This window comes from Haloterrigena salifodinae (assembly GCF_003977755.1).
GTDB lineage: Archaea > Halobacteriota > Halobacteria > Halobacteriales > Natrialbaceae > Haloterrigena > Haloterrigena salifodinae.
The window spans coordinates 1200247-1221869 of sequence record NZ_RQWN01000001.1; the positions used below are offsets into that span (position 1 = coordinate 1200247).

Sequence of the window (21623 nt, forward strand, 5' to 3'; positions counted from 1 at the left end):
CTACTCACCTCGTTCTCGCTCGAGGAGGCCAGTCAGGACCGCGATCGGATTCCACCACGTCGCACCGCCACAGCGGTAACAGACGTGCTTGAACGACGTGCAGTCGGTCGCCTCGAGGGAAGTTGGATCAACCTGCGGATGCTGATCGATCTCCTCGAGACGGGCGCGCTTGACGCGCGTCCGCCCACAGCCCACGCAAATCGCATCGACTGGGATTCCGACCTGTCCCGCGGCCGCGCTCGCCAGCTCCGCCGCAAGATCGCGTCCATCGCGATCACCGCGATCGGCATCAGTACTCACGCCGACTCACCTCCAGGAGCGCGGAGGTCTTCGAAGACGGCCGACCACGAGACCTGGCGGTACTGCTCGGCGCTGCGGCCGCCGTTCCCGCAGTCCCACCAGTTCCCGTCGATAATTCGGTCAACGGTCTCGGCTCGGGTTAGCGCCATCCGCAGGATCTCGTCCGACTCGCGCTCGAGGACGACGAGAACGTACCAGCCGTCAACGTCGACGAGACGCTCGTGGTTCTCCCGACGGATCCACCAGCGCCCTGCACGGCCGTCGTAGGTCTCGTAACAGGACTTCGCTTCGACGACGTCGCCGACCGTCGCGATCGTGCCGGCTAGGTTACCGACGACGTCCGCAACGAACTCGAGGTCGTACCACTCAGCACGGTCATCGTCGACGCGCTCGAGAGGCCACTGTTCACAGGCCGCACACTCGACGTCGTGACCGCGTTCGCGGTTTTTCGCAACGGCCACGCTACTCACCTCGGCTCTCGAGCGCGCGGCACACCTGCTCGTCGGTCGCTTGATGGGCCGGGTGGGCTATGGGCGTCCGACTGTCGACATCGTACAGCCGACTCGCCGGGATGAACAGGGGCTTACGCATCGGGTTCACCCCCGTGTCGACCGAGCGACGTCTCCGGGTCCGGGATCGCGACGTCTTCGCCAGCGGCGGAGCCGCGGCTCAGTCGCGCATAGGTATCACACTCTCCGCAGCGATGGGCTCGATTGCGGTTGTCACCGAAAACGCGGCAGAACCGATCGGAAACGTGGGCGCCACAGTGACGACAGACTGAATCGTCGACCGACGGCCACGGCGCGATCGTCACGCCGACCACCCCCGGTTTCCTTCGATGAAACCGCAGGACGGCGCGGACGCGAATCCCGCACCGGCAATCACTCGATTTTCAGGGGTGGTTTCTACGCTCGAAACGCACCTGCATAATTCTGAGTGAGTCGCTACAGCAGCGACTAACCGGATAACTCGAAACGTTACAAAATCTTGATGGACTCGCCGGGATTTGAACCCGGGGCCTCTTCCTTGCGAAGGAAGCGATCTGCCACTGATCTACGAGCCCTCGACCCTTTCTAACTGGGGTTTCTATTTGTAGCTTGTGTTTCGGAGACGGAGCGCCAGTCGTCCGCACGCTCGAGTCACCACACGATCACCGCTCGAGTACACCACGAACGTCCTGTATGCCCAGTACCGCCAACACGCCGGCGGCTAGCAGGAGGACGAGCGCGACGGTCACCATTCCGGCCGCCGAGAACGTCAACGCGAAGTGCCCCGCGAAGGCCGCCCAGAGAAACCAGATCCCGGCCCATCGCCGAACGCGGACGAACGCGCTCGCGGTCACGACGCCGGCGTAGGCTAGCAGGGCCGCGGTCCGAGAGAGCGAGGCGGTCCCCTCGAGGAGTAGTCGGCCTGCAAAGAGGAGGATGACGACGGCGATAGCTGCCCACGTGAGGTTGAGCTCCCGTTCGGCGACGTCGATCGCCCGCTGGACCTGAGTCGGTGCCATACGTTCCGTACGAACAGATCAGAAAAATACCTTATCTCTCGATGGTCGACTCGCGGCCGTCGCGTCTTAGAGCCGCGCGGACCCCGACCGCGATGGGGTGCCGACGTTGAGGACTCGAGCGCGGCCGGCCGCCAGGCCGAGCAACAGGCCGGTGAAGTGTGCGAGCAGGGCGACCCCCGGCGAGGCGGTGGCCATCGTGACGGCGATCGCGAGCCCGAGGAACACCAGCGCCGATAGCCACGCGGGGACCTCGACGAACGAGGCCAGGCTGGCCGACAGCCGGTTCGAGGCGATCAGGTAGCCCAGCAGGGCGAAGACCGCGCCGCTGGCGCCGAGCACACCGCCCGTCGCGGGAACCGGGGTCACCAACGCCGCGACGTTCGTGAGGAGGATCTGGGCGACGCCGGCGACGGCGCCCGTCACCGCGAAAAACACGTGGAATCGGAGCCGCGTCGTCGCGCGTGCGACCGGCCAGCCGAAGACGATCAACGCGAGGCTGTTCGAGACCAGATGGCCGACGCCGCCGTGGGCGTAGACGCTCGTCACGACCGTCCACGGGTTCGTCGACAGCGGCGGCGCCAGGACGAACAGACCGGCCATCAGCCCGACGCTGAGCAGCGCCGCCACCTGCTGGAGGAGGAAGACGACGACGAAGACGGCGAGCAGATCGACGATCGGACTGCTCGAGTCGTCGACCGACGACTCGGCGTCGGTCCCCGACCGCATCCCGATCCCCGATCGTGACGAACGATCTGCCATGGGTACTAGTGGAACGGCGCGCCTCAAAAGTGTCCGCGTCGACACTGACGGCACTGGAGTGCCTACAGAGCGTGTCGATGGGAAATTCGGAGACGGGAATCATACTGGTACCGACACGTGGCCGCTCTCAATGCTCGTGACGGCCGCGTCGCTATCGAACGATAATAAACGGTGAAAATCGCAACCGCAACCGCGATCGCCTCAGTCTTCGAGGACGATCTCGATCGAGACGTCGTTCGGCACCTGGATGCGCATGAGCTGACGGAGTGCGCGTTCGTCGGCGTCCAGGTCGATCAGGCGCTTGTGGACGCGCATCTCCCAGTGCTCCCACGTCGCGGTGCCCTCGCCGTCAGGCGACTTCCGGGTCGGGACCTCGAGGGTCTTCGTCGGCAGCGGGATCGGACCACTGAGGTTGACGCCGGTGTTGTTCGCAATCTCGCGGACGTCGTCACAGATGTCATCTAAGTCGTCTGGACTCGTGCCCGCGAGTCGAACGCGTGCCTGCTGCATTTATTTCTCGTGGACTTCGAGGACCTTCCCGGCCGCGATGGTCTGACCCATGTCGCGGATGGCGAAGCTCCCGAGTTCGGGAATCTCGCTGGACGGCTCGATGCTGAGGGGCTTTTGCGGTCGGATGGTGACCACAGCAGCGTCGCCCGACTGGATGAAGTCGGGGTTCTCCTCGGCAACCTCGCCGCTCGAGGGGTCCATCTTCTTGTCGATGGACTCGATCGTACAGGCGACCTGCGCCGTGTGGGCGTGGAAGACCGGCGTGTAGCCGGCCGTGATCACGGACGGGTGCTGCATGACGACGACCTGGGCCTGGAACGTCTCGGCGACGCTCGGCGGGTCGTCGGCGGGGCCACAGACGTCACCGCGTCGGATGTCGTCCTTACCGATGCCGCGGACGTTGAATCCGACGTTGTCACCGGGCTCTGCTTTGGGCACCTCTTCGTGGTGCATCTCGATCGTCTTCACTTCGCCGCCCACGTCGCTGGGCTGGAAGGAGACGTTGTCGCCGGTGTTCAGGAGACCGGTCTCGATACGTCCGACGGGGACGGTACCGATACCCGAGATCGTGTAAACGTCCTGAATCGGGAGTCGAAGCGGCGCGTCCGTCGGCGGCTCCGGCTCCGGCAGGTCGTTGAGTGCCTCGAGCAGGATTTCACCGTCGTACCACGGCGTGTTGTCCGAGCGCTCGGCGATGTTGTCGCCCTCGAACGCCGAAATCGGGATGAACGAGGCGTCGTCGGTGTTGAACTGGACCTGCTTGAGCAGCTGGGTCACTTCCTCGACAACGTCGTTGTACGTCGACTCCTCGTAGTCGACGATGTCCATCTTGTTGATGCCGACGATGAGCTCGTCGATACCGAGGGTACGAGCCAGGAAGACGTGCTCCTGGGTCTGGGGCGCGACACCGTCGTCAGCGGCGACGACGAGGACGGCGTTGTCCGCCTGGGATGCGCCCGTGATCATGTTCTTCACGAAGTCACGGTGGCCCGGACAGTCGACGATGGTGAAGTCGTACTCGTCCGTGGAGAACTCCTGGTGGGCGATGTCGATGGTGACACCGCGCTCTCGCTCTTCGGCGAGGTTGTCCATGACGTAGGCGAACTCGAAGCCGCCCTTGCCCTTCTCCTCAGCCTCTTCTCGGTGCTGTTCGATGACGTGCTCGGGTACGCTCCCCGTCTCGTAGAGGAGTCGTCCCACGAGCGTACTCTTCCCGTGGTCAACGTGGCCGATAATGGCCAGGTTCTGGTGTTGGTCGCTCATTGTTGTAGCTCACGCGCAGAGGCGCTTATATCGGTCTCTTTGGCTCGTTGCGGTTAAAACCATTTCGAAAGCGTATTCAGCCGAACCCGACGCCCTCTTGCGGTTTGCTGAGCGTTCACACGGACCGAAAGGTCCGGCGTGGCGACCCCCACACGGCAGACGGCGGCGCGGTCGACGCCGCTCGAGCAGTCGATTTCGATAGTCGAACTACCCCGTTCGATCGTTCCGGACGGCCCTCCGCCGTTCCGTACCGTTAGACGCTGCTCTGGGAAAGCCAACCACAGGCTTGGACAGTGGTGGCTGACGACTACAGAGGATAGTCCTATCACCCGTGCTGATCCACTCGAGCGTGTGGAGCAGTACTCGAGGCTCGCCACCGTGTTGACAACTGCGGGACAAGACGCGCGACTTCGTAGATGCCGCACACGCAGCTGTAAGAGCCGTCAAACCGATCCGTTCGACGGGGTCTCGAGAAGTACTTGTGTGGAAAGCCCCCTCGATTCGATCGATCAAACACTACGTGCAAAACGGGAACAAAGAGCGAAGGCGTCGACTTAGAGGTGGTCCTTACCGGGATTCGAGGAGCCCCAGTCGCCGCGGCCGCCCTCCGTGCGGTCGACGCCCATGATCGATTCGGCCTGGTCGGGACCGCCGAGTTGCTCGCGGGCGTCGGGCACGCGGACGGTGACCTCGTCGATTTCGGGCCACTTGATGAGTTCGGCCTCGATGTTGCCCGTCGTGACGTCGCTGACCGAACAGCCCTTGCAGCCGCCGCCGAGCTCGATGATGACCTCGCCGGTCTCGGAGTTGACCTCCCGGACGGCGCTGGTTCCGCCATGCATCTGGATGATCGGCATCTCCCGGCTGAGCCAGGTCTCGACGCGCTCTCGGAGCGACGGCTCGCCGTCGGCTTCGGCGTCGGATACCGCGTCGGAATCAGTCATTAGTCGGTCTAACACGCGAGCGCTGAATAAGGTTTTGACGCGTGTTAGCTACTATCAGGATCGTTCCTGACGGTTTCGGGGCGGCGCGCTCGGTCACCGATCGTCGTCACGACGGCGGATCCACTCGAGGGCGGCCGCGCCGCCGGCGAGTCCGACCCCGGCGCCGAGTCCGCCGAAGCCGGGAATCTGATCGCTGAAGGCGCCGTTCGACCCGCCATCGGTGTCGTCGCCGCCCCTCTCGAAGTCGCTCCCGAGCCCGGTCGGGAACGTGTACAGCGCGCCGTCGATGTCCGTGGCGGGAATCCGCGACGTGCTGCTCGCGACGACCGTCGCGCCGTCGTTGGCGACGCGCGCCGTCCAGAGCGCCGCCTCGTCGGTCGCCCGCCAGTGGGCGAGTTCCTCGGGAGCGGCGGGGTCGCCGACGTCGTGGATCTTGATGCCCCCCTGATACCACGCCGAGTAGAGGCGGCCGTCGCGCAACTCGAAGTTGTGCGCGGTCGTCCACTCGCCGCCTCGGCGGGACGCGTCGTCGCTTTCGGGCGGCTCAATCGACGCCAGCGGGTCCGGCGCCGTCGGATCGGTGACGTCGTAGAGGTCGATCCCGCCCGGCCCGTTCGGCGGCGCCGGGTCGTCGGTCGTCCAGGACTCGCGACCGACCGCGAGGAGGTCGCCGGCGTCGCCGACCGCCGCGTAGTGGTCGTTACCCGGCAGGCCGTAGACTGCCTCGCTTCCCCCGTAGCTGCGATCGTCGCCGACGTCGGGGTCGCGCACGTGCGAGACGTACTCCGGGGCGCTCGGATCGCTGACGTCCACCAGATAGGTGCCGGCGTCCCAGAACGGGAGGAACGCGAGGTCGTCGCGGACGGTGACGTCGTGGAGATAGTGGGCGTACCAGTAGACGTCTTCCCACTCGGGCTCGTGATCGAGGAGCGACCAGCGACCGACCTCCTCGGTGTCGTCGTCGCTCGTGTCGTAGATGACGAGCGCGGTATCGTCGGGACCGTTGGCAACGACGTACAGCAGTTCGTCCGCGAAAAAGCAGTTGTGGATGTGGAACCCGGTCTCGTAGCGGTCGACGACCGCGGGGTCAGCAGGGTCGCTGACGTCGTAGAGTTCGAACCCGTTGAACTCGCCGAACCCCTTATCCGCCGGTCCGACGACCGCGAGTCGGTCGCCGTCGACTTTGACGTCGAAAATCCGCGTAAACCCCCGGCCGTCAACCTCGAGCTGATTTCGTTCGGCGAGCGGCTCCGGCGCGGTCGGATCGCCGAGGTCGACGGTCGCGAACCCGTACGTAGTGGCGAGGTACGCCGTCTCGCCGTCGTCGTCGACGACCACTTCGGCGGGGTCGCCGCCGGATAGCTCGAGCTGCCCGAGCGGTTCGAACGAGTCGGGGGCCTCCTGACTGGCGCGCGACGTCGCTGCGGCCGAACCGGCGGCCGCTCCCGGGACGGTCAGGACGGCGCCGGCGGCCCCGCCCGCCCGGAGGAATGCTCTCCGCTGCATACGTCATCAACCGTCGCTCGCGTCAAAAGTACGTGGAAAGCGGACGCAAGGGTCGGTACCGTCGTCGACGCGTCGGAAGCGAGATCGGATCGGAGCCCGCTCCAGAGCCGCCGTCGGTTCGAGAACCGACCGTCAGAGCTGCTTACGGTCGCCCGTACCGCCGGTCAGCGCGCTGGCGAGGGCGCCCTCGAGGACGACGTCGTCGCCCATATTGGTGACCGTGATCTCGGGAACGTTGGTCATCACCATCTCGGCGACGCGCTCGCGGATGGGGTCGACGACCAGTTCCTCATTGTGGAGGGCGACGGCGCCGCCGAAGGAGACGACGATCGGGGCGAAGGAGTGGATCACGTTCGTCACGCCGATCGCGTTCCAGTGGGCGAGTTGCTCGATGGTGTAGTCGGCCAGTTCGTCCTCGCCGGCCAGTTCGAAGATGTCCTTGGCCGTGAAATCTGGACCCTCGAGGGGAAGGGTAGTCGAGATCGTCGGATCGTCCTCGGCGAGCAGCCGAGCGAAGTCGGGGATCGCGTTCCCCGAGCAGTAGGCCTCCCAGTGGCCGTCGCGGCCGCAACCGCAGGTCAGCCGACCCTGCGGATCGACGACGCAGTGGCCGACCTCGCCGGCGTTGCCGTCCCAGCCGCTCATGATCTCGCCGTCGCAGCAGACGCCGGCGCCGACCCCCGAGGAGATCGTGATGTAGACCATGTCGTCGGGGTTGCGATCGGCGTGGAACCGCTCGCCGATGACGCCCGCGTTGGTGTCGTTGTGGAGGTACACCTCGTTGCTGTCGATCAGCTTCGAGATCGGTCCCGTCAGCGGGATGCGATCGATCGAGTCCGGCAGGTTCGCCGGATCGATGACCGCCCCTTCCGCGAGGTCGAACGGACCGATGGAGCCGATCCCCGCCGCGACGATTTCCGTGGGTGCGATACCGGCGTCGCCACACGCTTCGCGAAGCGTCCGCAAAACGCCTTCCGTGACGTCGATCCCCGTCGGGCCACGCGGTGTGGATCGTCGGCTCACACCGATCGTCGTCCCGTCGTCCTCGGCGACGACGGCACGGACGTTCGTCGCGCCGAGATCGACGCCCGCATAGTAGTCCATGCTATCCTAGGGACAATCGCGCCCGTACTTAACTACTCAGATTATACTCGCCGACGAGTATTGTTTCCAATACGTTACGCCCGCGCTGTTCCGTGATCGCGGTCACCGGGGACAGTTGTATGCTATGTGATGACGTACATCGGGGTATGGCCACAGAGGAGACAACCAACGAGACCGAGACCGAGTCCGAGTCCGCCCCCGACCCGACCGACAGCGAGTCCGAGCCCGCTCCGGATCTGGCCGAGGCCGAGCGGCGCGCAGTCCACGAGGTCGAACTCGGCCTCGAGTGGTTCCAGCGCGCTCAGGGCCAGTTGCTCGCGTTCCACCACGCGACGGGCCACGGAATGGACCACCTCCGGGAGGCCGAACGGCTCCTCAGGGAGAGCGGTCGCGACGACCTCGCCGATAATGTCCGGGACGAACTGTTACCTCACGGCGTCGTCGACGACGACCGCTGGTCGTACGACGTCGTCGAGAACTACCAGCGAACGCTGCTGGCCGAAGCGCGCAGACTCGAGGGACGGGTCCGACGGGAACTGACCGGTGGCCGGCGACACGTGGCGGAGCGACGGCAGGAACGAGCGTGGAAAGAGCGGTCCAACGAGCGGTAGGTCCGTCCGTCGTCCGCGTCACCGTCGCGCGATCGCAGCGGTTCGGTACTGGCGACCCGGAACTGAGTCCAGTACCGATCGATTCGATACCCGCCGCTAGCGCGACAAGCGGACGATGCGAGGATGGCTCAGTTGCCGTGATCGTCGTTCCGGACGAAGGTGACGGGACACGGCGCCGACAGCATGACCTCCTGGGCCGTCGATCCGAACACCGCCTTCCCGGTCGGCGACCGGCGACGGCCCCCGACGACGACGCGGTCGGCGTCCGTGCTGGTCGCGAGATCGACGATCGTCGGGCCGTGTTCGCCGACCGCACCGCGGGTCTCGTAGTCGACGCCGTACTCCTCGAGGGTCTCCTGTAGGTCGAGGACCGTCGAGTGGCGGCGGGCGACGTCGTCGGGGTCGATCTCCGTCTGCTCTCGGTCGAACTCGAGTCGGGAGAGGACGTCGTCGTACTCGCCTTTCGTGAAGACGTGGGCGAGTACGACGGTCGCGTCAGCGGGTTCGGCAACTTCGACGACCGCTTCGGCCAGTTCGTCAATTCGTTCGGCGTCTCCCGGTCCGACGGCGAGTAGCACTGTTTCTAACGTCATACCGCTATCTCTCTCGGGGAGCACCGTAAATCCACTTCTACCGCGGCCCCCCGCAAGCCCCGTTCCGGGCGTTTTTTCCACGCCGTCGCCGACGGGAGCGACATGGACGGACCAGATCTCTCGGACCGGACGGTACTCGTGACGGGCAGCGCGCGCGGCGTCGGTCGCGAACTCCTGCTTTCGACGGCCGACCGCGGCGCGAAGACGGCCGTTCACTACCACATGAGCGCCGACGCGGCCCGCGAGGTGGCCGCCGAAGCCGAGGAGCGCGGCGCCCCCGAGACCATGACGGTCCAGGGCGACGTCACCGATCCCGAGAGCGTCGACGGCCTCTTTTCGGCCGTCGAAGCGGAGCTCGGGAGCGTCGACGTTCTCGTCAACAACGTCGGTGACTTCGCGCCCGCCCACTGGGCCGACATCGAGTTCGAGACCTGGAATCGCGTCCTCGAGACCAACCTCAACGGGACCTACCTCTGTTCGAAACGCGCGCTCCCCGCGATGTGCGAGGGCGACTACGGCCGGATCGTCAACATCGGCTACGCCTCGAGCGGGAAGGGCCTCGTGAGCCCGAAGAACTTCCCGTACTTCGTCGCGAAGGCCGGCGTTCTGATGTTCACCCGAATGCTCGCCGCGGACACGCAGAACGACCCCGTCACCGTCAACGCGATCTCGCCGTACGTCGTCGAGAACTCCGACGAGTTCCCCGACGAACTCCCGCAGGACCGGCCCGCGAACTTCGAGGACCTGATCGCGCCGCTGTACTTCTTCCTTGACCCGGACAGCGAGTACATCAGCGGCGAAAATATCGAAGTCGACGGCGGCTGGCTGCCCGAACGAGTATAACGGGCTACCTAGCAGCACAATCCATCATTCAGAAAACATATTAAGAGCGTCAATGGTATCTATTATATGAGCAAGCGGTTAATTGAGATAGCGGTAAGTAGCGCAGTTATTTTTCTGGCTGGGGTTATTCTCTGGCCGCCGAGTGAGACTAGCTGGCAGTGGTGGACGGTACTATCTGCGGGGCCGGAAATGGGTCTGTTAATTCTCGTAGTGGTGATTGGAGTCTCTACGGCAACTGGCCTCGGGCTGTCGACGGTCGGTGGCGTCCGGCCATCTAATTTACTTACCGGCGGTATTCTGGCGTTTATCATCGGCATGGCACTGATAAGTGTCAGCATTTCGCCGGACAGTCCATCACATTTCCTTCTGTACGGGTTTATCCTTGTACTCGTATTTCTCGGAGCCGCGATCGGATACGCAATTAGCTCCACGGGCGACTCACAGTCGAATAACCGGACTGAATCCGTTTAGTGACATCAGCGGCGGTCGCACCGAACGGAAGGTCGCGTCACAGTTATGGGACCCCTCGTGTTCGAATCGTGTATGCGAGTCGCAGTCGCCGGCACGTTCGGGCCGCTCCACGACGGACACCGGAACCTGTTCGAGCACGCGCTTCGGTTCGGCGAGGACGGCGTCGTCGTCGCCCTAACGAGCGACGATCTGGCGGTCGAGACGCGCCACGAGCCCCGAGAGATCCCCGTGTTCGACGAGCGCGTGGCGGCGGTGACCGACGCCGTCGCCGAACTCAATACGTGGAGCCGCGAGGTCGAGTTCCGGGAACTGACGAGCGAGTACGACATCGCCGAGGACGACCCCTCGATCGACGCGCTGGTTGTCTCCCCCGAGACGGCGCCCGAACTCGAGGCGATCAACGACCGGCGCCGCCGCCGCGACCTCGAGCCCATCTCGGGGATCGTCGCCCCCTACGTCCTCGCCGCCGACGGCGAGCGAATCTCCTCGACGCGGATCGTGAAAGGGGAAACCGACGAACACGGGGCCGTCCTCGAGTGAGAGCCAGGACCGTTTGGTGGTCGGGCTTCGGTCCCATTTCGGTTGCGTTCGCGTCGCCGCTCAGATAAGCGTCAGCGGCACCATGACGAGCGCGCCGACGACGAGGCCGGCGGCCAGTTCCGGCTTGCCGCCTCGCGGAAGCTCCCGACCGACGTCGAGCGCCTCGGGGACGAACTCCGTGAGCACGAGATAGATCATCGCGCCGGCCGCGAATCCGAAGCCGTAGGGGAGAAATTCCCGGGCGTAGCGGACGAAGCCGAACGCCAGCACCGCCCCGATCGGCTGGGGGAGACTCGAGAAGACGGCCCACCAGACGAGCTTCCAGTTCGCGACGCCCATCGCCGACAGCGGGATTGAGATCGCCGTCCCCTCGGGGACGTTGTGGATCGAGATCGCGACGGTCATGAAGATCGCCAGTAGCGGGACCGTAAACCCGAGAAGTCGGATGCCGCCCTCGAGGCCAAGGTCGGCGAAGGAGACGCCGATCGCGACGCCCTCGGGGAAGCTGTGGACGGTCAGCACGCCGAGGATGAGCACGAGCTTCTTGAAATCGGCCTCCTCGTACTCGTGGGGATCAATGTCGATGTCTAGCAACACGTCGTGGGCGACGATCACGAGCGCGACGCCGGCGGTCATCCCGACGGCGATCTCGAGGGGCGTCCCCTCGGCCAGCCCCTCCTCGACGAGGCCGAAGGTCGACGCCGAGAGCATGATCCCAGAGGCAAGCCCCCAGAGAACGACGTTCCGACGGTCGCTGATCGAATCGAACAGGAGGAAGGGGACGGCGCCGAGCCCGGTCGCCAGCGCCGTCACGAGGCCGGCGACGAACACCAGCACGAAATTCTCGAGAAGCGCCATCTACACAGAAAATCAGAGGGTGGCCGGAAAGAGCCAGCGGTCGATCGTCTCCGGGACGGCGGGCGGCCGCCGGCGGCGACGGCGCGCTCGAGTGTCACGATGACTATATTGCGGGTCGCTGACAACGCCTACCGGATGACGTGATGGGATCGGCCAGCGAGCGGGTCGCTCCGGGAGGGCGGCGATGAGCGGGTCCCGCCGCATCGCGGCGTGGATAACCGACAACGCCGCGGTCGTCCTCGTCGCGGCGCTGCTGCTCACGGTCGTTCTCGGAGCCGGACTGCCCCACCTTGAGGAAGACGGCGACGGCATGCCAGGATTCGGCGTCACGGTTGCGATCGCCACCCTGCTCTCGATCGCACTGCTCTGGAGTCGGAACTGAACGCCCGGCTCACCGGGAGCTAACGGCGTTTCGATGCATCGACGAGCGGTCGACGGACGACGATCCGTCACCGGTCGAAATCGGACTCGCTTTTTCCGCGAAAACGGACGGAGCGCTACAGGAACTGACCGAGTTTGAGGTGCTGTTTCGCGAAGCGAGCGAGCAGCGGCGCGTCGTCGATATCGAACAGCTTCGCGAGGGCGAGAATGTTTCCGTTGTTCGCCGCCGCGAGCGTCTCCTCGTCGAGCCGGTGGAGGTCGTTCATGAACTGATCGTAGCGCTCGTTCGGCGCGAGGTAGAGCAGTTGAGTCATCAGCAGTCGCTTGCGCTGGTTGGGCGCGACGTCTCGGTGCCAGAGCGTGTCGTACACCTCGAGGTTCTCGGCGGTCGGCTCGAGACCGTGTTTGAGACAGCTGTCGACGGCGACGGCGGCGACGCGACCGGACTGCATGCACTTGTTGATCCCCTCGCCCCACAGCGGGTCGACCGTCGGGACGGTGTCACCGATGGCCAGGAACCGGTCGGTGTGCATCCGCTCCGGCAGCTGGAGGTGGGCCGAGCCTCGGTGTTGTTTCCCCTCGAGTCGCGTCGCGTTCGCAAACCGGGGGTCCGTCTCGAGCCAGTGCTCGAGGTAGTCGTCGACCGTGTGGCCGTCCTTGGCGAACCGGCTGTGGTGCTCGTTCTGGAGGTAACAGAGTCCGACCTTAGCGGTGTCCTCACCGGTGTGGAAGACCCACGAGTAGCCGCCGGGGGCGATCTCGTGGTCCAGCCGGAGCATCATCGCGTCGGAGAGGTCGGCGAACCCGGGACGGTCGATGTCGATCCCCTCGAACTCATACTCGATGCCAATCGCGTGGTTCTCCCGTTTCAGGTCGACGACGTCGAGTTTCTTCGCCAGCGGTGCGGACGGTCCCGTCGCGTCGATGACGACGTCGCCGTAGACCTCCTCGTCGCCGTTGTACCGAACGCCGACGATCTCGCCGTTCTCCATGATCGGGGCGGTGACGCGGGCGTCGAACAGATACTCCGCGCCGCCGTCGCGACCGTCCTCGACGAGGTAGCGCTTGAAGTCGGCGAACTCCAGAACCGCGCCGGGCTGTTCCTGGACGTAGTGATCGGTCGGCGACTCGAGGACGACGTTGTCGGTGTACTGCATGACGACGTCGTCCGGGATTCCGAAGGAGGCCATCATCGACGGGAACGTTCCCGCGGTCGACTTGTTGCTCTGGCGCGGGAACTCGTCTTCCGACTCGGTCTCGAGGACCACGACGTCGTAGCCCCTGGCAACGAGGTCACGTGCGCACTGTCCCCCGGCCGGACCGGCACCAGCGATGACCACATCGTAGCGGTTGTTCATACCGCCGAAACTATTTCGAAGCCACATTAGTTTATTCAGTTGCGGTGGAGTGTCCGTCCCCAGACAACGAATTTCGAAGGCGGGGGAAGAGACGCCACAGCGCTGATTCAGCCGCCTTCTGGACCTCTCGAGCGGGACGACGCGCTCGGTCGGTCGACGACCGTCAGCGAACGATCGTCACCGGAACGGGCGATCGGCGGGCGATCCGTTCCGCGACGCTCCCGAGCAGGACCCGCGAGATTCCCGACCGGCCGTGACTGCCGACGACGATCCGGTCAACCCCGCGGTCGGTCGCGTACTCGAGGACGGCGGCCGCGGGCTGCCCGGTCAAAAGCTCCGTCTCGATCTCACAGTCTCGCCCGGCCGCGGTCTCCCGAGACCTTTCGAACAGTGCGGTCGCCTGCTCCCGGCGCTGTTCGCGGATCCCGTCCGCGCCGATGTGGGCGGCCTCGCCGTAGCCGCTCTCGTTCGGATCGACGACGTGGACGACGACGATCTCCTCGTCGGCGTGGTTCTCGAGCGCGTATTCGAGGGCCGCCCGACCGGGAGCTGACTCGTCGAGGGCGACCAGGAACGTCATAGCTGGCGATTCGACCCGCATCCACTTGGAGGTGCCACACCGTTCACAGCCACTGCAGCGGCGTCCCGAACCCAGTCGGTCGTTGACGCCCCGATAGCGCTACCGAAACGTCCGCATACGGACGACAATTTGTCGTTACTCGAGTCGCGGCGTTCGCGGTCGATCGCGGAGCGACGGCTCGCAGCGGCGCGCAAAACCGCAGCCGGGAATCGGCTCGCGGCGACGCCTCGAGCGAACCGAACGGATGGCTGCACGGGCCGACCGAAAGCCGACTCGCGCGGAACCGCCGACCGAGGACGCGCGTCCGTTTCGGCTCGTTCGGCGGTGCTTGCAAAGCCAACGGATGCAATAAGGGGACCGGTACCCGTAGGCTTGTGAAGACCTCCCAATGAGTACGAAAACGCCGCGGAAGGCCGACATCCTGCGCCCCATACAGAACACCTCGACGAAATACTTCGCGCTGGTCGCCGTCGCCGGACTGGCGTTTACCCTGTTCCTGCTGGGCTGGTTCTACCAGCTCTGGGAGGGGATGGTCGTCACCGGCCTCGCGGACTGGGGATCGGGCGGCGGCGTCACGTGGGGCGTCTACATCGGCGCGTTCATCTGGTGGGTCGGGATCGCACACGGCGGGATCATCCTCTCGGCCGCCGTCCGGCTGCTTGGGATGGAGCGCTACATGCCGGTCGCTCGCCTCGCCGAGCTCCTGACGATCGCCGGCCTCTCGGCGGCCGGCTTCTACATCATCGTTCACATGGGCCGTCCGGACCGGATGGTCACGAGCGTGCTGGGCCACTACCACATCACGATTCACAACTCGCCGCTGGTGTGGGACGTGACCGTCATCACCGCCTACCTCGTGTTGACGGCGACATACCTGTCGCTGACGCTGCGCTATGACATCAGCCGCCTGCGCGACCAGCTGCCGGATCGGTTCGGGCCGATCTACCGGTTCATGACGATCGGCTACACCGAGAAGGAAGACGAGATCATCGAGCGGATGGTCTGGTGGCTCGCACTGGCGATCATCATCATGGCGCCGCTCCTGCTCCACGGCGGCGTCATTCCGTGGCTGTTCGCGGTGATCCCGACGATGCCGGGCTGGTTCGGGGCCGTTCAGGGGCCGCAGTTCCTCACGATCGCCCTGACGTCGGCGATCAGCGGCGTGATCCTGCTGTCCTACGCCTTCCGCTGGGCCTACGACTGGGATCACATCATCACCGACGACATCTTTCGCGGCCTGCTGCTGTGGCTCGGCTTCTTCTGTCTGCTCTTCCTCTGGCTACAGCTCCAGCAGCTCACGACCGGTCTGTTCACGGCACCCGTGGACGTGACCCACGCCGCAGAGGGACGGATTCACCAGCCACTCTATGTGCTCGCGATGGGGCTCGTCGCCACGACGCTCGCGTTCATCTTCGCACAGACGATCCGACCGGCGCTGTTCACCAAGAAGCGGGCCGTCGTCTCCGGCCTCGCGGTGCTCACCGGCACGCTGATCGAGAAGATCCTGTTCGTCGTCGAGGGATTCCTGCACCCGACGCTGGACATCTACGGCGCAGTGCCCGGCGAGTACTTCCCGAGCCTCATCGAGATCGCGTCGCTCGTCGGCACGGTCGGGATGGTGACCCTGTTCTTCCTCACGGTGGCCAAACTGTTCCCGGTCGTCGAGCTCCACGCGATCGAACACCTTCAGGAGAAACAGGCGCCCCAGGAGGAACCGGTGATTCACGACGACTGACAGCCAGCCCGTTATCGTCCCTAGTGAACGGAGTCACGCCTCGACGATCGTTTCGCCGTCGGGTTCCGATCGAACGAGAAGGCCGGATACTCGAGGCCGGTCGCCGACCGTCACTCGGAGTAGCCTTCCTGCAGGAACGCGCCCTCGGTCTCGTAGATCGAGAGGAGCTCCTCGAGGAACTCCTCGTAGGATTCGCCCTCTTCGCAGTGGCTGTCGATCCGTTCTTTCATGTCGTCGCTGAGTTCGATGGTGTGAGTCATAGCTGGACGGAAGCGGACGCTCCGACCGTATCGTCGTCATCAGCCGTCAAATAGTCCAGGGGCGCGTTTGCAGCGCAACCAGTCGCGTGACGGCCGATCGGCGCGGGGCTGGCACGGGACGGCCTGACAGTTAACCCGGTCGTCGTGATAGCGCCGGGTATGACAGCGACACTGACCGACGACGAGGTTGGCAAGACAGTTGTCGACGCCGAAGGCAAGGAGCTCGGTATCGTCGCGAAAGTCGAGAACGGTCGCGCCTCCGTCGATCCGAACCCGTCGATCGCGGAGCAGTTGCTCGCCTCGCTGGGCGTCGAGGGCGAGGACAACGAGGACTACGTCGTCACCGAGGACATGCTCGATTCCGTCGGCGAGGAGATCGTGCTGCGGGGCAACCTCTGAGGCGTCGGACAGCCACCCGGAAGACCGTCCGCGGTTACTGCTCGAACGACTGTTCGCGCCAGGTCGTCCAGTCGTAGAGCCGCTCGAGTTCGCCGCCCTGCTGGCGGATAGCGACGGCGGTGTCGAACAGGAAGGCGGCGACCAGCGTCGTGCCGACGATCCAGACCGCGTCGATCAGCGCCCCGTACCCCGACAGGTAGCCGGCCACGAGATCGACGGAGACGACGGCGGCGAGACAGAGGATCGCCGGCAGCAGGTGGCGCGTCAGCGCCGCGAGCGTCGTCCCCTCGTGGACCCGGACCGTCCGGACGGCGTAGAGCACGGCCCACGCCGAGGTGACGATCCAGCCAACGGCGATCACCGGGTGCGTCCAGTCGCTCCCCAGGAGGAAGGTTCCCCACCAGGCGGCGACGAAGACCGCGACGACGGCGTAGTCGGCCCATGCGGGGACCAGTCGCGACCGCCCCTCCCTGGGCCGCTCGGCGTGGTACATCGCTCGGATCGCCAGCGCGAGAAAGAGGATGAAGAACAGCACCGCACCCTCGGCGAACAGGGAGAGCGAGTCGGCCTCGAGCATCACCGTCGCGATGTCGGCGACGGAGTACACGATCGCGGCGCCGATCGCGGCGAAGAGGTACCACTGCGCTTCGCGGACGTCGGCGACGAGGACGTCGCGGACGAAGACGGACGTGTAGTACAGCAGGACGAGTGCGGCGACGCCGACCGCGAGGGAGGCGAACAGCTGCCCGATCGCGACCGTCGCTTCCGGATCGCTGGCGTCGAACGCGAGTAGCGGTGCCGGGACGGACATCATCGGGCGAGTGTTGCTCGGGGTTCCTGTAAAAGCCCACCCTCAGTTACCGTGGGTCGGGAACACGACGAGACGCCTCTCGAGTTAGCGTCGCGGCGGTTGCCGAACTAGAGCATCTATGGACGGCGAGAGCGATCGTGTGATAGGAAGAAGGGATGGTCGCTCGAGTCGATGCTGTGCTGCTGAGCGGTCCCGGTCACGGGTTCTCGTCGTAGAGGTCGCGAGCGGGTTCGCCCTCGACGTGGATTTCGGCGAGGGCGCCCTTGCGAGTGGCGCGGGTCAGCGCGTGGTCGACGATTTTGACCGGTCCGGGAACGGGGAACTCCATCTCGCCAGCGGTCGTCGTGCCGGGAGCGACCGGGGCCGTCTCGATGTTGCGGTCGGGGTCGGTCAGGAGGTCTCCGTCGCGGTAGTAGCGGCTCCAGACGTTGCCGATCGGGTGGACGGCGCTGGTGAGGTTAGGACCGCCGTTGGCGAAGTACACCCGGGCAGTCTCGCCGGTTTGAGCCTGCATCGCCTCGCCGCCGTCCTCGGTGAGGCCGTAGGCCTGGCCGTTGAAGACGACGTAGGTGGGCTGTTCGGCGAGCATGGCGTCGAAGTCGAAGGCGTGGTGGCCCTCTTCGCCGACGTCGCCGTCGGTGTAGATCTCGTGCTGGCCGAGGTAGTACTCGCGGTCGACCTCCGGGAGGCCCTCCGTGGGCTCGACGAGGATTGCACCGAACATGCCGCTGCTGATGTGGTAGTCCATGTTCGGGATCGCGCAGTGGTAGATGAACACCCCCGGGTAGTCGGCGGTGAAGCTGATCTCGGCGGGATCGTCGCCGGGGCTGACCATCGTCGCCTCGGCGCCCCCACCCGGCCCGTAGACAGCGTGGAAGTCCATGTTGTGTTGAGCCGTGTTCAGCTCCTCGGGCACTTCGAAGGTGAGGGTGACGCGGTCGCCCTCGCGGACCCGAATCATCGGCCCCGGAACCTGGCCCTCGAAGGTCATGTACTCGAAGGTGACCCCAGGTTCGATCTCGGCGACCAGCCGCTTGGTGTGGATGGTCACGTCGTGTTCCCGGGGCTCGGTCCAGTCGACCGGCGCGGGGATATCGGTCGGATCGCAGGCGATCCGGTCGATGTCGACAGCCTTCGCCGCCGACAGTCCCTCCTCGCCGCCCGCCAGCTCCGTCTCGTTCGCCGCGCTGTCCGCCTGGGGCCGGTCGCCGCCGAGGCAGCCAGCCACCGCGATGGTGCCGGCCGCGCCCAGCGCCGCCATGAACTGTCGTCGGTTCGCTGCTGTCGTTGTCATTGGCCTTCACCTCATCTCTACCTACGAGTGGACATACGGTCAATACCTGCGATGATTCTCGAGTGATAGTAATCTCAACGGCCGATCCCTCGATACAGTGGATGGTTAAATACGCCCGAACAATGATCGGCTCCCCAGTACGATTCAACTCGTCGCCGCGGCTCGAAACCGATCGTCAGAACGAACACGACGCCGGCCGATGGATGGGGTATGGACCCCATCGAGTTGCGCGAGACGATGCCGGCCCTCGAGTCCGGCGCGTATTTCAACTGGGGTGCGGGCGGCCCGAGCCCGCGCCGCGTCGTCGAGGCGGCCGAATCGGCTCTCGAGTCCCACGAGTTCGAAGCCCCGACGAACGAGGGGCAGTACCCCGCGGCGTTCGACGCCTACGATGAGGCGCGAGACGCGATCGCGGACCTGCTTGGCTCGGCGCCGGCCGAGATCGCGCTCACGGAGAGCACGACCGACGGGATCAACCGCGTCGCGGGCGCGCTCGACTGGGACGGCGGCGATACCGTCGTCCGAACCGACCTCGAGCACGCCGCCGGCGTGCTCCCGTGGCAGCGCCTCGAGCGCGAGCGAGGGGTCGACGTTCAGGTTCTCGAAACCGAGCGCGGACGGCTTGCTCTCGAGGACGTGAAGGCGGCGGCCGAGGACGCGACGCTGTTCTGCGTGAGTTCGCTCACCTGGACCCACGGTACCCGACTGCCGGTGTCCGAGATCGTCGATATCGCCCACGGCGCCGGCGCGCTGGTCCTCGTCGACGCCGTGCAGGCGCCCGGCCAATCGCCGGTCGATGTCCGCGAATGGGGCGCCGACTTCGTCGTCGCCGCGGGCCACAAGTGGCTCGTCAGTCCTTTCGGCTCCGGGTTCATGTACGTCCGCGACGGCGTCGCGAGCGAGCACGACCTCGTTCCCGCCGCGATCGGGTACCGCAGCGTCGTCGACCCGGACGCCACGGACTACGAGTACGCGCCGGGTGCCGGACGGTTCGAAGTCGGCACGGCGAGCCCCGCGCCGCACGCGGGGCTGGCGGAGTCGATCCGGGCGCTCGAGGAGATCGGTCTCGGCACGATCGAATCGCGGATCGAACGGCTCACGGACTGGCTCAAGGACGGCGTCTCGGACGACCGGCTACTGAGTCCGCGCGGCTTCGAGTCCGGACTGGTCACGATCGACGTCGACGACCCCGAAGCGACCGTCGAGCGGCTCTCGGAAGACGGAATCGTCGTCAGGTCGCTTCCCACCCCCGACGCGATCCGAGCGTCGGTCCACGCGTTCAACACCTGCGAGGATGTCGATCAGTTGCTCGAGGCGCTCGTGACGGCGTACCCGTGACTCAGTCAGAGACGTCGATTGCTCCTGGTGGCCGGTAACGGTATCGTGGTTGTAAGTTCTTCCGTAACGTCGATAGCGTATGTTCGAACGGATCCTCGTTCCGACTGATGGGAGTGGCCCGGCGAACGCGGCCCTCGAGTTCGCCGGCGAAATCGCCGGCAGAGAGCAGATAACCGCCCACGTCTTGCACGTCGTCGATTCGGACACGAAGACGGATGACGCTGATGAGTTGCTCGACGAGAGTCGCGAGTGGATTACCAACATCGACGCGACCGTCATCGACGAGAGACGAACCGGCGAACCGCAGAACGCGATCCTCGAGTACGCCGCGGACAACGGGATCGACGCGATCGTGATGGGGACCCACGGACGTCGCGGAATCGGCCGACTGCTGGTTGGCAGCGTGACCGAATCGGTCGTTCGTAACGCCGACGTGCCCGTCCTCGTCGTTCGAGGCGCATCCGAGGTCAGACGGCGCTATCCGTTCGAGACGATCCTGGTTCCAAGCGACGGGAGCGTCCACGCCGAGGCAGCACTCGAGCGCGCGCTGGCGCTCGCTGAACACCACGACGCGACCGTCCACGTCCTCTCGGTCGTCGACGTGACGCCGGCGGGCATCGAGGAGCGCGCCGATCTTCGGCTCGAGCGACTCGAGAGCTACGCCAACAGGGTCGTCGACGACGCCGTCGCGGCGGCCGAAGAGGCGGGCATCGATGCGGTGAGCGCGGTGGAATACGGGTCGACGGACCAGCGGATTCGGTCCTACGCGGACGAGGTCGACGCCGACCTGGTCGTGATGGGGACACACGGACGAAGCGGACTCGATCGGTTGCTGCTCGGCAGCGCAACGGAACGGATGTTGCGGACGGCGACGACCCCTGTGCTGACGGTGCGTGCATCGGCTGACAACTGAGCGAGCACGCGGCGAGCGTATCGGCGCCGTCGCCGGGGACTCGCTGGCTCTTTCGGGGGTCGTGACGATCGGTCAGACGATCGAACGGCGGCGCTGCGATGCGGTCGGTACCGTCGCCGTCACTCCTCAGCGTCGTCGCTCGAGTGCGCCGCGGCCTCGAGCATCGTCTCTCGCTCGTCGAAGTACGCCGGGGCGTCGCGGTCGGCCTCGAACTCGAGGAGGCGGGAGAGTGCGTCCTCGCCGTCGTCGACGTCCTCGGCCAACTCTTCTGCGAGGTCCGTGTAGGCGCCGGCCAGCGTCTGGAAAGCTTCCATTCGTGTCTGTTTGGCCTCGAGTAGCAGTTGTTTCTCCTTGACGTCGTTCTCGAGTTCCTCGAAGGCGTCGAGGTCTAACTCGTCGCCGGGACCGTCCGGCGTCGACGGGGCGTCGGTCCCCGTCGTCGCCGTCCCGTGGTCTTCGAGTTGCCCGCGGAGTTCGGCCATGTCCTCGTCGATCTCGGCGAGCAAGTCGTCGGCCTCGGAGCGCATGGTCTCGACGCGCCCGGAAAGCAGCCCCGCCTGCGTGTGGCAGTAGTCGACGAGGTCGTCGACCGCCAAACCGGGGTCGGTGTCGTCGCTCATGACTTTCCGTTGGAGAGTCCGACCGAAGTCACTTTGGACTGGGGGCTCGGATCGTCACGAGGTCGCGGCGACGGGAGCGTTCGAGCAGGCTAGCTGCTAGCAAATCCCACGCTATCGGGCTTTCA

At 65.6% G+C, this 21623-nt stretch carries 27 protein-coding genes and 1 tRNA gene; 9 read left to right on the top strand and 19 right to left on the bottom strand.

Features of this window, described 5'->3' with window-relative positions; all coding sequences use genetic code 11:
- The 11 genes from EH209_RS06115 to EH209_RS06165 all read right to left on the bottom strand — a co-directional run bounded on the left by EH209_RS06115 (position 1) and on the right by EH209_RS06165 (position 7893).
- Positions 1 to 300 (bottom strand): hypothetical protein, encoded by a 300-nt coding sequence (locus EH209_RS06115; RefSeq protein ID WP_126662017.1) that lies wholly within the window; start codon positions 298 to 300, stop codon positions 1 to 3.
- Positions 297 to 761, bottom strand: a complete 465-nt coding sequence (locus EH209_RS06120) for a hypothetical protein (RefSeq protein WP_126662018.1) — start codon at positions 759 to 761, stop codon at positions 297 to 299. Before EH209_RS06120 ends, EH209_RS06115 begins: the two co-directional genes overlap by 4 nt.
- Positions 762 to 883: 122 nt before the next feature.
- The gene (locus EH209_RS24565; RefSeq protein WP_126662019.1) at positions 884 to 1123 is read right to left on the bottom strand and encodes a DUF7563 family protein; all 240 of its coding nucleotides are present in this window, start codon (positions 1121 to 1123) and stop codon (positions 884 to 886) included.
- A gap of 168 nt (positions 1124 to 1291) precedes the next feature.
- A tRNA-Ala gene (locus EH209_RS06130) sits at positions 1292 to 1363 on the bottom strand.
- Between the two features lie 87 nt (positions 1364 to 1450).
- A complete protein-coding gene (locus tag EH209_RS06135; RefSeq protein WP_126662020.1) occupies positions 1451 to 1807 on the bottom strand; it encodes a hypothetical protein in 357 nt (118 codons plus the stop codon).
- A gap of 66 nt (positions 1808 to 1873) precedes the next feature.
- Positions 1874 to 2566 (bottom strand): rhomboid family intramembrane serine protease, encoded by a 693-nt coding sequence (locus EH209_RS06140; protein ID WP_211338326.1) that lies wholly within the window; start codon positions 2564 to 2566, stop codon positions 1874 to 1876.
- A gap of 201 nt (positions 2567 to 2767) precedes the next feature.
- A complete protein-coding gene (gene rpsJ / locus EH209_RS06145) occupies positions 2768 to 3076 on the bottom strand; it encodes a 30S ribosomal protein S10 (RefSeq protein WP_004215311.1) in 309 nt (102 codons plus the stop codon).
- Positions 3077 to 4339: a translation elongation factor EF-1 subunit alpha gene (tuf, locus tag EH209_RS06150; RefSeq protein ID WP_126662021.1), complete on the bottom strand. Its 1263-nt coding sequence runs from the start codon at positions 4337 to 4339 to the stop codon at positions 3077 to 3079.
- Positions 4340 to 4893: 554 nt separating this feature from the next.
- On the bottom strand, positions 4894 to 5283 hold the full coding sequence (locus EH209_RS06155) for a NifU family protein (protein WP_126662022.1): 390 nt from the start codon (positions 5281 to 5283) through the stop codon (positions 4894 to 4896).
- A 93-nt stretch (positions 5284 to 5376) separates the two neighbouring features.
- Positions 5377 to 6789 carry an LVIVD repeat-containing protein gene (locus EH209_RS06160; protein WP_126662023.1) on the bottom strand — a complete coding sequence of 471 codons (1413 nt, stop codon included), beginning with the start codon at positions 6787 to 6789 and terminating at the stop codon, positions 5377 to 5379.
- Positions 6790 to 6921: 132 nt separating this feature from the next.
- Positions 6922 to 7893 (bottom strand): ROK family protein, encoded by a 972-nt coding sequence (locus EH209_RS06165; RefSeq protein ID WP_126662024.1) that lies wholly within the window; start codon positions 7891 to 7893, stop codon positions 6922 to 6924.
- A gap of 146 nt (positions 7894 to 8039) precedes the next feature.
- Between EH209_RS06165 and EH209_RS06170 the strand changes: the two genes are divergently transcribed.
- Positions 8040 to 8504 carry a hypothetical protein gene (locus EH209_RS06170; RefSeq protein WP_126662025.1) on the top strand — a complete coding sequence of 155 codons (465 nt, stop codon included), beginning with the start codon at positions 8040 to 8042 and terminating at the stop codon, positions 8502 to 8504.
- Positions 8505 to 8632: 128 nt separating this feature from the next.
- On the opposite strand, the gene EH209_RS06175 is transcribed toward EH209_RS06170, so the two are convergent.
- Positions 8633 to 9097, bottom strand: coding sequence for a universal stress protein (locus EH209_RS06175; protein WP_049914427.1), 465 nt, complete (start codon positions 9095 to 9097; stop codon positions 8633 to 8635).
- Positions 9098 to 9199: 102 nt separating this feature from the next.
- Here EH209_RS06175 and EH209_RS06180 point away from each other — a divergent pair, with 102 nt between their 5' ends.
- The 3 genes from EH209_RS06180 (at position 9200) to EH209_RS06190 (ending at position 10951) form a co-directional block, all read left to right on the top strand.
- Positions 9200 to 9940 (top strand): SDR family NAD(P)-dependent oxidoreductase, encoded by a 741-nt coding sequence (locus tag EH209_RS06180; RefSeq protein WP_126662026.1) that lies wholly within the window; start codon positions 9200 to 9202, stop codon positions 9938 to 9940.
- 66 nt (positions 9941 to 10006) lie between these two features.
- Positions 10007 to 10411 carry a hypothetical protein gene (locus tag EH209_RS06185; protein ID WP_126662027.1) on the top strand — a complete coding sequence of 135 codons (405 nt, stop codon included), beginning with the start codon at positions 10007 to 10009 and terminating at the stop codon, positions 10409 to 10411.
- A 72-nt stretch (positions 10412 to 10483) separates the two neighbouring features.
- Positions 10484 to 10951, top strand: a complete 468-nt coding sequence (locus tag EH209_RS06190) for a phosphopantetheine adenylyltransferase (protein WP_126662028.1) — start codon at positions 10484 to 10486, stop codon at positions 10949 to 10951.
- Between the two features lie 60 nt (positions 10952 to 11011).
- Here EH209_RS06190 and EH209_RS06195 read toward each other — a convergent pair whose 3' ends face one another.
- Entirely contained in the window at positions 11012 to 11809 is a 798-nt protein-coding gene (locus EH209_RS06195; protein ID WP_126662029.1) for a ZIP family metal transporter, read from the bottom strand.
- A 184-nt stretch (positions 11810 to 11993) separates the two neighbouring features.
- On the opposite strand from EH209_RS06195, the gene EH209_RS06200 reads away from it, so the two are divergent.
- Complete coding sequence (locus EH209_RS06200; RefSeq protein ID WP_126662030.1) at positions 11994 to 12191, top strand: PGF-CTERM sorting domain-containing protein; 198 nt, start codon at positions 11994 to 11996, stop codon at positions 12189 to 12191.
- 115 nt (positions 12192 to 12306) lie between these two features.
- Here the strand turns inward: EH209_RS06200 and EH209_RS06205 are convergent, their stop codons facing one another.
- Together EH209_RS06205 and EH209_RS06210 are read right to left on the bottom strand one after the other, a co-directional pair.
- Positions 12307 to 13548 carry a digeranylgeranylglycerophospholipid reductase gene (locus tag EH209_RS06205; protein ID WP_126662031.1) on the bottom strand — a complete coding sequence of 414 codons (1242 nt, stop codon included), beginning with the start codon at positions 13546 to 13548 and terminating at the stop codon, positions 12307 to 12309.
- A gap of 163 nt (positions 13549 to 13711) precedes the next feature.
- Positions 13712 to 14128 (bottom strand): universal stress protein, encoded by a 417-nt coding sequence (locus tag EH209_RS06210; RefSeq protein WP_126662032.1) that lies wholly within the window; start codon positions 14126 to 14128, stop codon positions 13712 to 13714.
- 388 nt (positions 14129 to 14516) lie between these two features.
- On the opposite strand from EH209_RS06210, the gene nrfD reads away from it, so the two are divergent.
- Positions 14517 to 15863 carry an NrfD/PsrC family molybdoenzyme membrane anchor subunit gene (gene nrfD, locus EH209_RS06215; RefSeq protein WP_126662033.1) on the top strand — a complete coding sequence of 449 codons (1347 nt, stop codon included), beginning with the start codon at positions 14517 to 14519 and terminating at the stop codon, positions 15861 to 15863.
- Between the two features lie 110 nt (positions 15864 to 15973).
- Here nrfD and EH209_RS23925 read toward each other — a convergent pair whose 3' ends face one another.
- Positions 15974 to 16123 (bottom strand): DUF7557 family protein, encoded by a 150-nt coding sequence (locus tag EH209_RS23925; RefSeq protein ID WP_164722003.1) that lies wholly within the window; start codon positions 16121 to 16123, stop codon positions 15974 to 15976.
- A gap of 159 nt (positions 16124 to 16282) precedes the next feature.
- Between EH209_RS23925 and EH209_RS06220 the strand changes: the two genes are divergently transcribed.
- Positions 16283 to 16522, top strand: coding sequence for a hypothetical protein (locus tag EH209_RS06220; RefSeq protein ID WP_126662034.1), 240 nt, complete (start codon positions 16283 to 16285; stop codon positions 16520 to 16522).
- A 34-nt stretch (positions 16523 to 16556) separates the two neighbouring features.
- On the opposite strand, the gene EH209_RS06225 is transcribed toward EH209_RS06220, so the two are convergent.
- Both EH209_RS06225 and nirK read right to left on the bottom strand, forming a co-directional pair.
- Positions 16557 to 17336 (bottom strand): hypothetical protein, encoded by a 780-nt coding sequence (locus tag EH209_RS06225; RefSeq protein ID WP_126662035.1) that lies wholly within the window; start codon positions 17334 to 17336, stop codon positions 16557 to 16559.
- 193 nt (positions 17337 to 17529) lie between these two features.
- On the bottom strand, positions 17530 to 18627 hold the full coding sequence (gene nirK, locus EH209_RS06230) for a copper-containing nitrite reductase (RefSeq protein WP_126662036.1): 1098 nt from the start codon (positions 18625 to 18627) through the stop codon (positions 17530 to 17532).
- A 210-nt stretch (positions 18628 to 18837) separates the two neighbouring features.
- On the opposite strand from nirK, the gene EH209_RS06235 reads away from it, so the two are divergent.
- On the top strand, positions 18838 to 19965 hold the full coding sequence (locus EH209_RS06235; protein WP_126662037.1) for an aminotransferase class V-fold PLP-dependent enzyme: 1128 nt from the start codon (positions 18838 to 18840) through the stop codon (positions 19963 to 19965).
- 79 nt (positions 19966 to 20044) lie between these two features.
- On the top strand, positions 20045 to 20878 hold the full coding sequence (locus tag EH209_RS06240) for a universal stress protein (RefSeq protein ID WP_126662038.1): 834 nt from the start codon (positions 20045 to 20047) through the stop codon (positions 20876 to 20878).
- 119 nt (positions 20879 to 20997) lie between these two features.
- Here the strand turns inward: EH209_RS06240 and EH209_RS06245 are convergent, their stop codons facing one another.
- The gene (locus EH209_RS06245; RefSeq protein WP_126662039.1) at positions 20998 to 21498 is read right to left on the bottom strand and encodes a hypothetical protein; all 501 of its coding nucleotides are present in this window, start codon (positions 21496 to 21498) and stop codon (positions 20998 to 21000) included.
- Between the last annotated feature and the right edge of the window lie 125 nt (positions 21499 to 21623).

What these genes read in the sequence shown, in the direction of transcription:
- EH209_RS06170 (WP_126662025.1), top strand. Translation starts at nt 8,040, where the DNA reads ATGGCCACAGAGGAGACAACCAACGAGACCGAGACCGAGTCCGAGTCC.
- EH209_RS06190 (WP_126662028.1), top strand. Translation starts at nt 10,484, where the DNA reads ATGCGAGTCGCAGTCGCCGGCACGTTCGGGCCGCTCCACGACGGACAC.
- EH209_RS23925 (WP_164722003.1), bottom strand. Translation starts at nt 16,123, where the DNA reads ATGACTCACACCATCGAACTCAGCGACGACATGAAAGAACGGATCGAC.
- EH209_RS06135 (WP_126662020.1), bottom strand. Translation starts at nt 1,807, where the DNA reads ATGGCACCGACTCAGGTCCAGCGGGCGATCGACGTCGCCGAACGGGAG.
- EH209_RS06205 (WP_126662031.1), bottom strand. Translation starts at nt 13,548, where the DNA reads ATGAACAACCGCTACGATGTGGTCATCGCTGGTGCCGGTCCGGCCGGG.
- EH209_RS06200 (WP_126662030.1), top strand. Translation starts at nt 11,994, where the DNA reads ATGAGCGGGTCCCGCCGCATCGCGGCGTGGATAACCGACAACGCCGCG.
- EH209_RS06155 (WP_126662022.1), bottom strand. Translation starts at nt 5,283, where the DNA reads ATGACTGATTCCGACGCGGTATCCGACGCCGAAGCCGACGGCGAGCCG.
- EH209_RS06185 (WP_126662027.1), top strand. Translation starts at nt 10,007, where the DNA reads ATGAGCAAGCGGTTAATTGAGATAGCGGTAAGTAGCGCAGTTATTTTT.
- EH209_RS06235 (WP_126662037.1), top strand. Translation starts at nt 18,838, where the DNA reads ATGGACCCCATCGAGTTGCGCGAGACGATGCCGGCCCTCGAGTCCGGC.
- EH209_RS06245 (WP_126662039.1), bottom strand. Translation starts at nt 21,498, where the DNA reads ATGAGCGACGACACCGACCCCGGTTTGGCGGTCGACGACCTCGTCGAC.
- EH209_RS06180 (WP_126662026.1), top strand. Translation starts at nt 9,200, where the DNA reads ATGGACGGACCAGATCTCTCGGACCGGACGGTACTCGTGACGGGCAGC.
- EH209_RS06220 (WP_126662034.1), top strand. Translation starts at nt 16,283, where the DNA reads ATGACAGCGACACTGACCGACGACGAGGTTGGCAAGACAGTTGTCGAC.
- EH209_RS06165 (WP_126662024.1), bottom strand. Translation starts at nt 7,893, where the DNA reads ATGGACTACTATGCGGGCGTCGATCTCGGCGCGACGAACGTCCGTGCC.
- nirK (WP_126662036.1), bottom strand. Translation starts at nt 18,627, where the DNA reads ATGACAACGACAGCAGCGAACCGACGACAGTTCATGGCGGCGCTGGGC.
- EH209_RS06210 (WP_126662032.1), bottom strand. Translation starts at nt 14,128, where the DNA reads ATGACGTTCCTGGTCGCCCTCGACGAGTCAGCTCCCGGTCGGGCGGCC.
- EH209_RS06175 (WP_049914427.1), bottom strand. Translation starts at nt 9,097, where the DNA reads ATGACGTTAGAAACAGTGCTACTCGCCGTCGGACCGGGAGACGCCGAA.
- EH209_RS06140 (WP_211338326.1), bottom strand. Translation starts at nt 2,566, where the DNA reads ATGGCAGATCGTTCGTCACGATCGGGGATCGGGATGCGGTCGGGGACC.
- rpsJ (WP_004215311.1), bottom strand. Translation starts at nt 3,076, where the DNA reads ATGCAGCAGGCACGCGTTCGACTCGCGGGCACGAGTCCAGACGACTTA.
- nrfD (WP_126662033.1), top strand. Translation starts at nt 14,517, where the DNA reads ATGAGTACGAAAACGCCGCGGAAGGCCGACATCCTGCGCCCCATACAG.
- EH209_RS06225 (WP_126662035.1), bottom strand. Translation starts at nt 17,336, where the DNA reads ATGATGTCCGTCCCGGCACCGCTACTCGCGTTCGACGCCAGCGATCCG.
- tuf (WP_126662021.1), bottom strand. Translation starts at nt 4,339, where the DNA reads ATGAGCGACCAACACCAGAACCTGGCCATTATCGGCCACGTTGACCAC.
- EH209_RS06240 (WP_126662038.1), top strand. Translation starts at nt 20,045, where the DNA reads ATGTTCGAACGGATCCTCGTTCCGACTGATGGGAGTGGCCCGGCGAAC.
- EH209_RS06195 (WP_126662029.1), bottom strand. Translation starts at nt 11,809, where the DNA reads ATGGCGCTTCTCGAGAATTTCGTGCTGGTGTTCGTCGCCGGCCTCGTG.
- EH209_RS06160 (WP_126662023.1), bottom strand. Translation starts at nt 6,789, where the DNA reads ATGCAGCGGAGAGCATTCCTCCGGGCGGGCGGGGCCGCCGGCGCCGTC.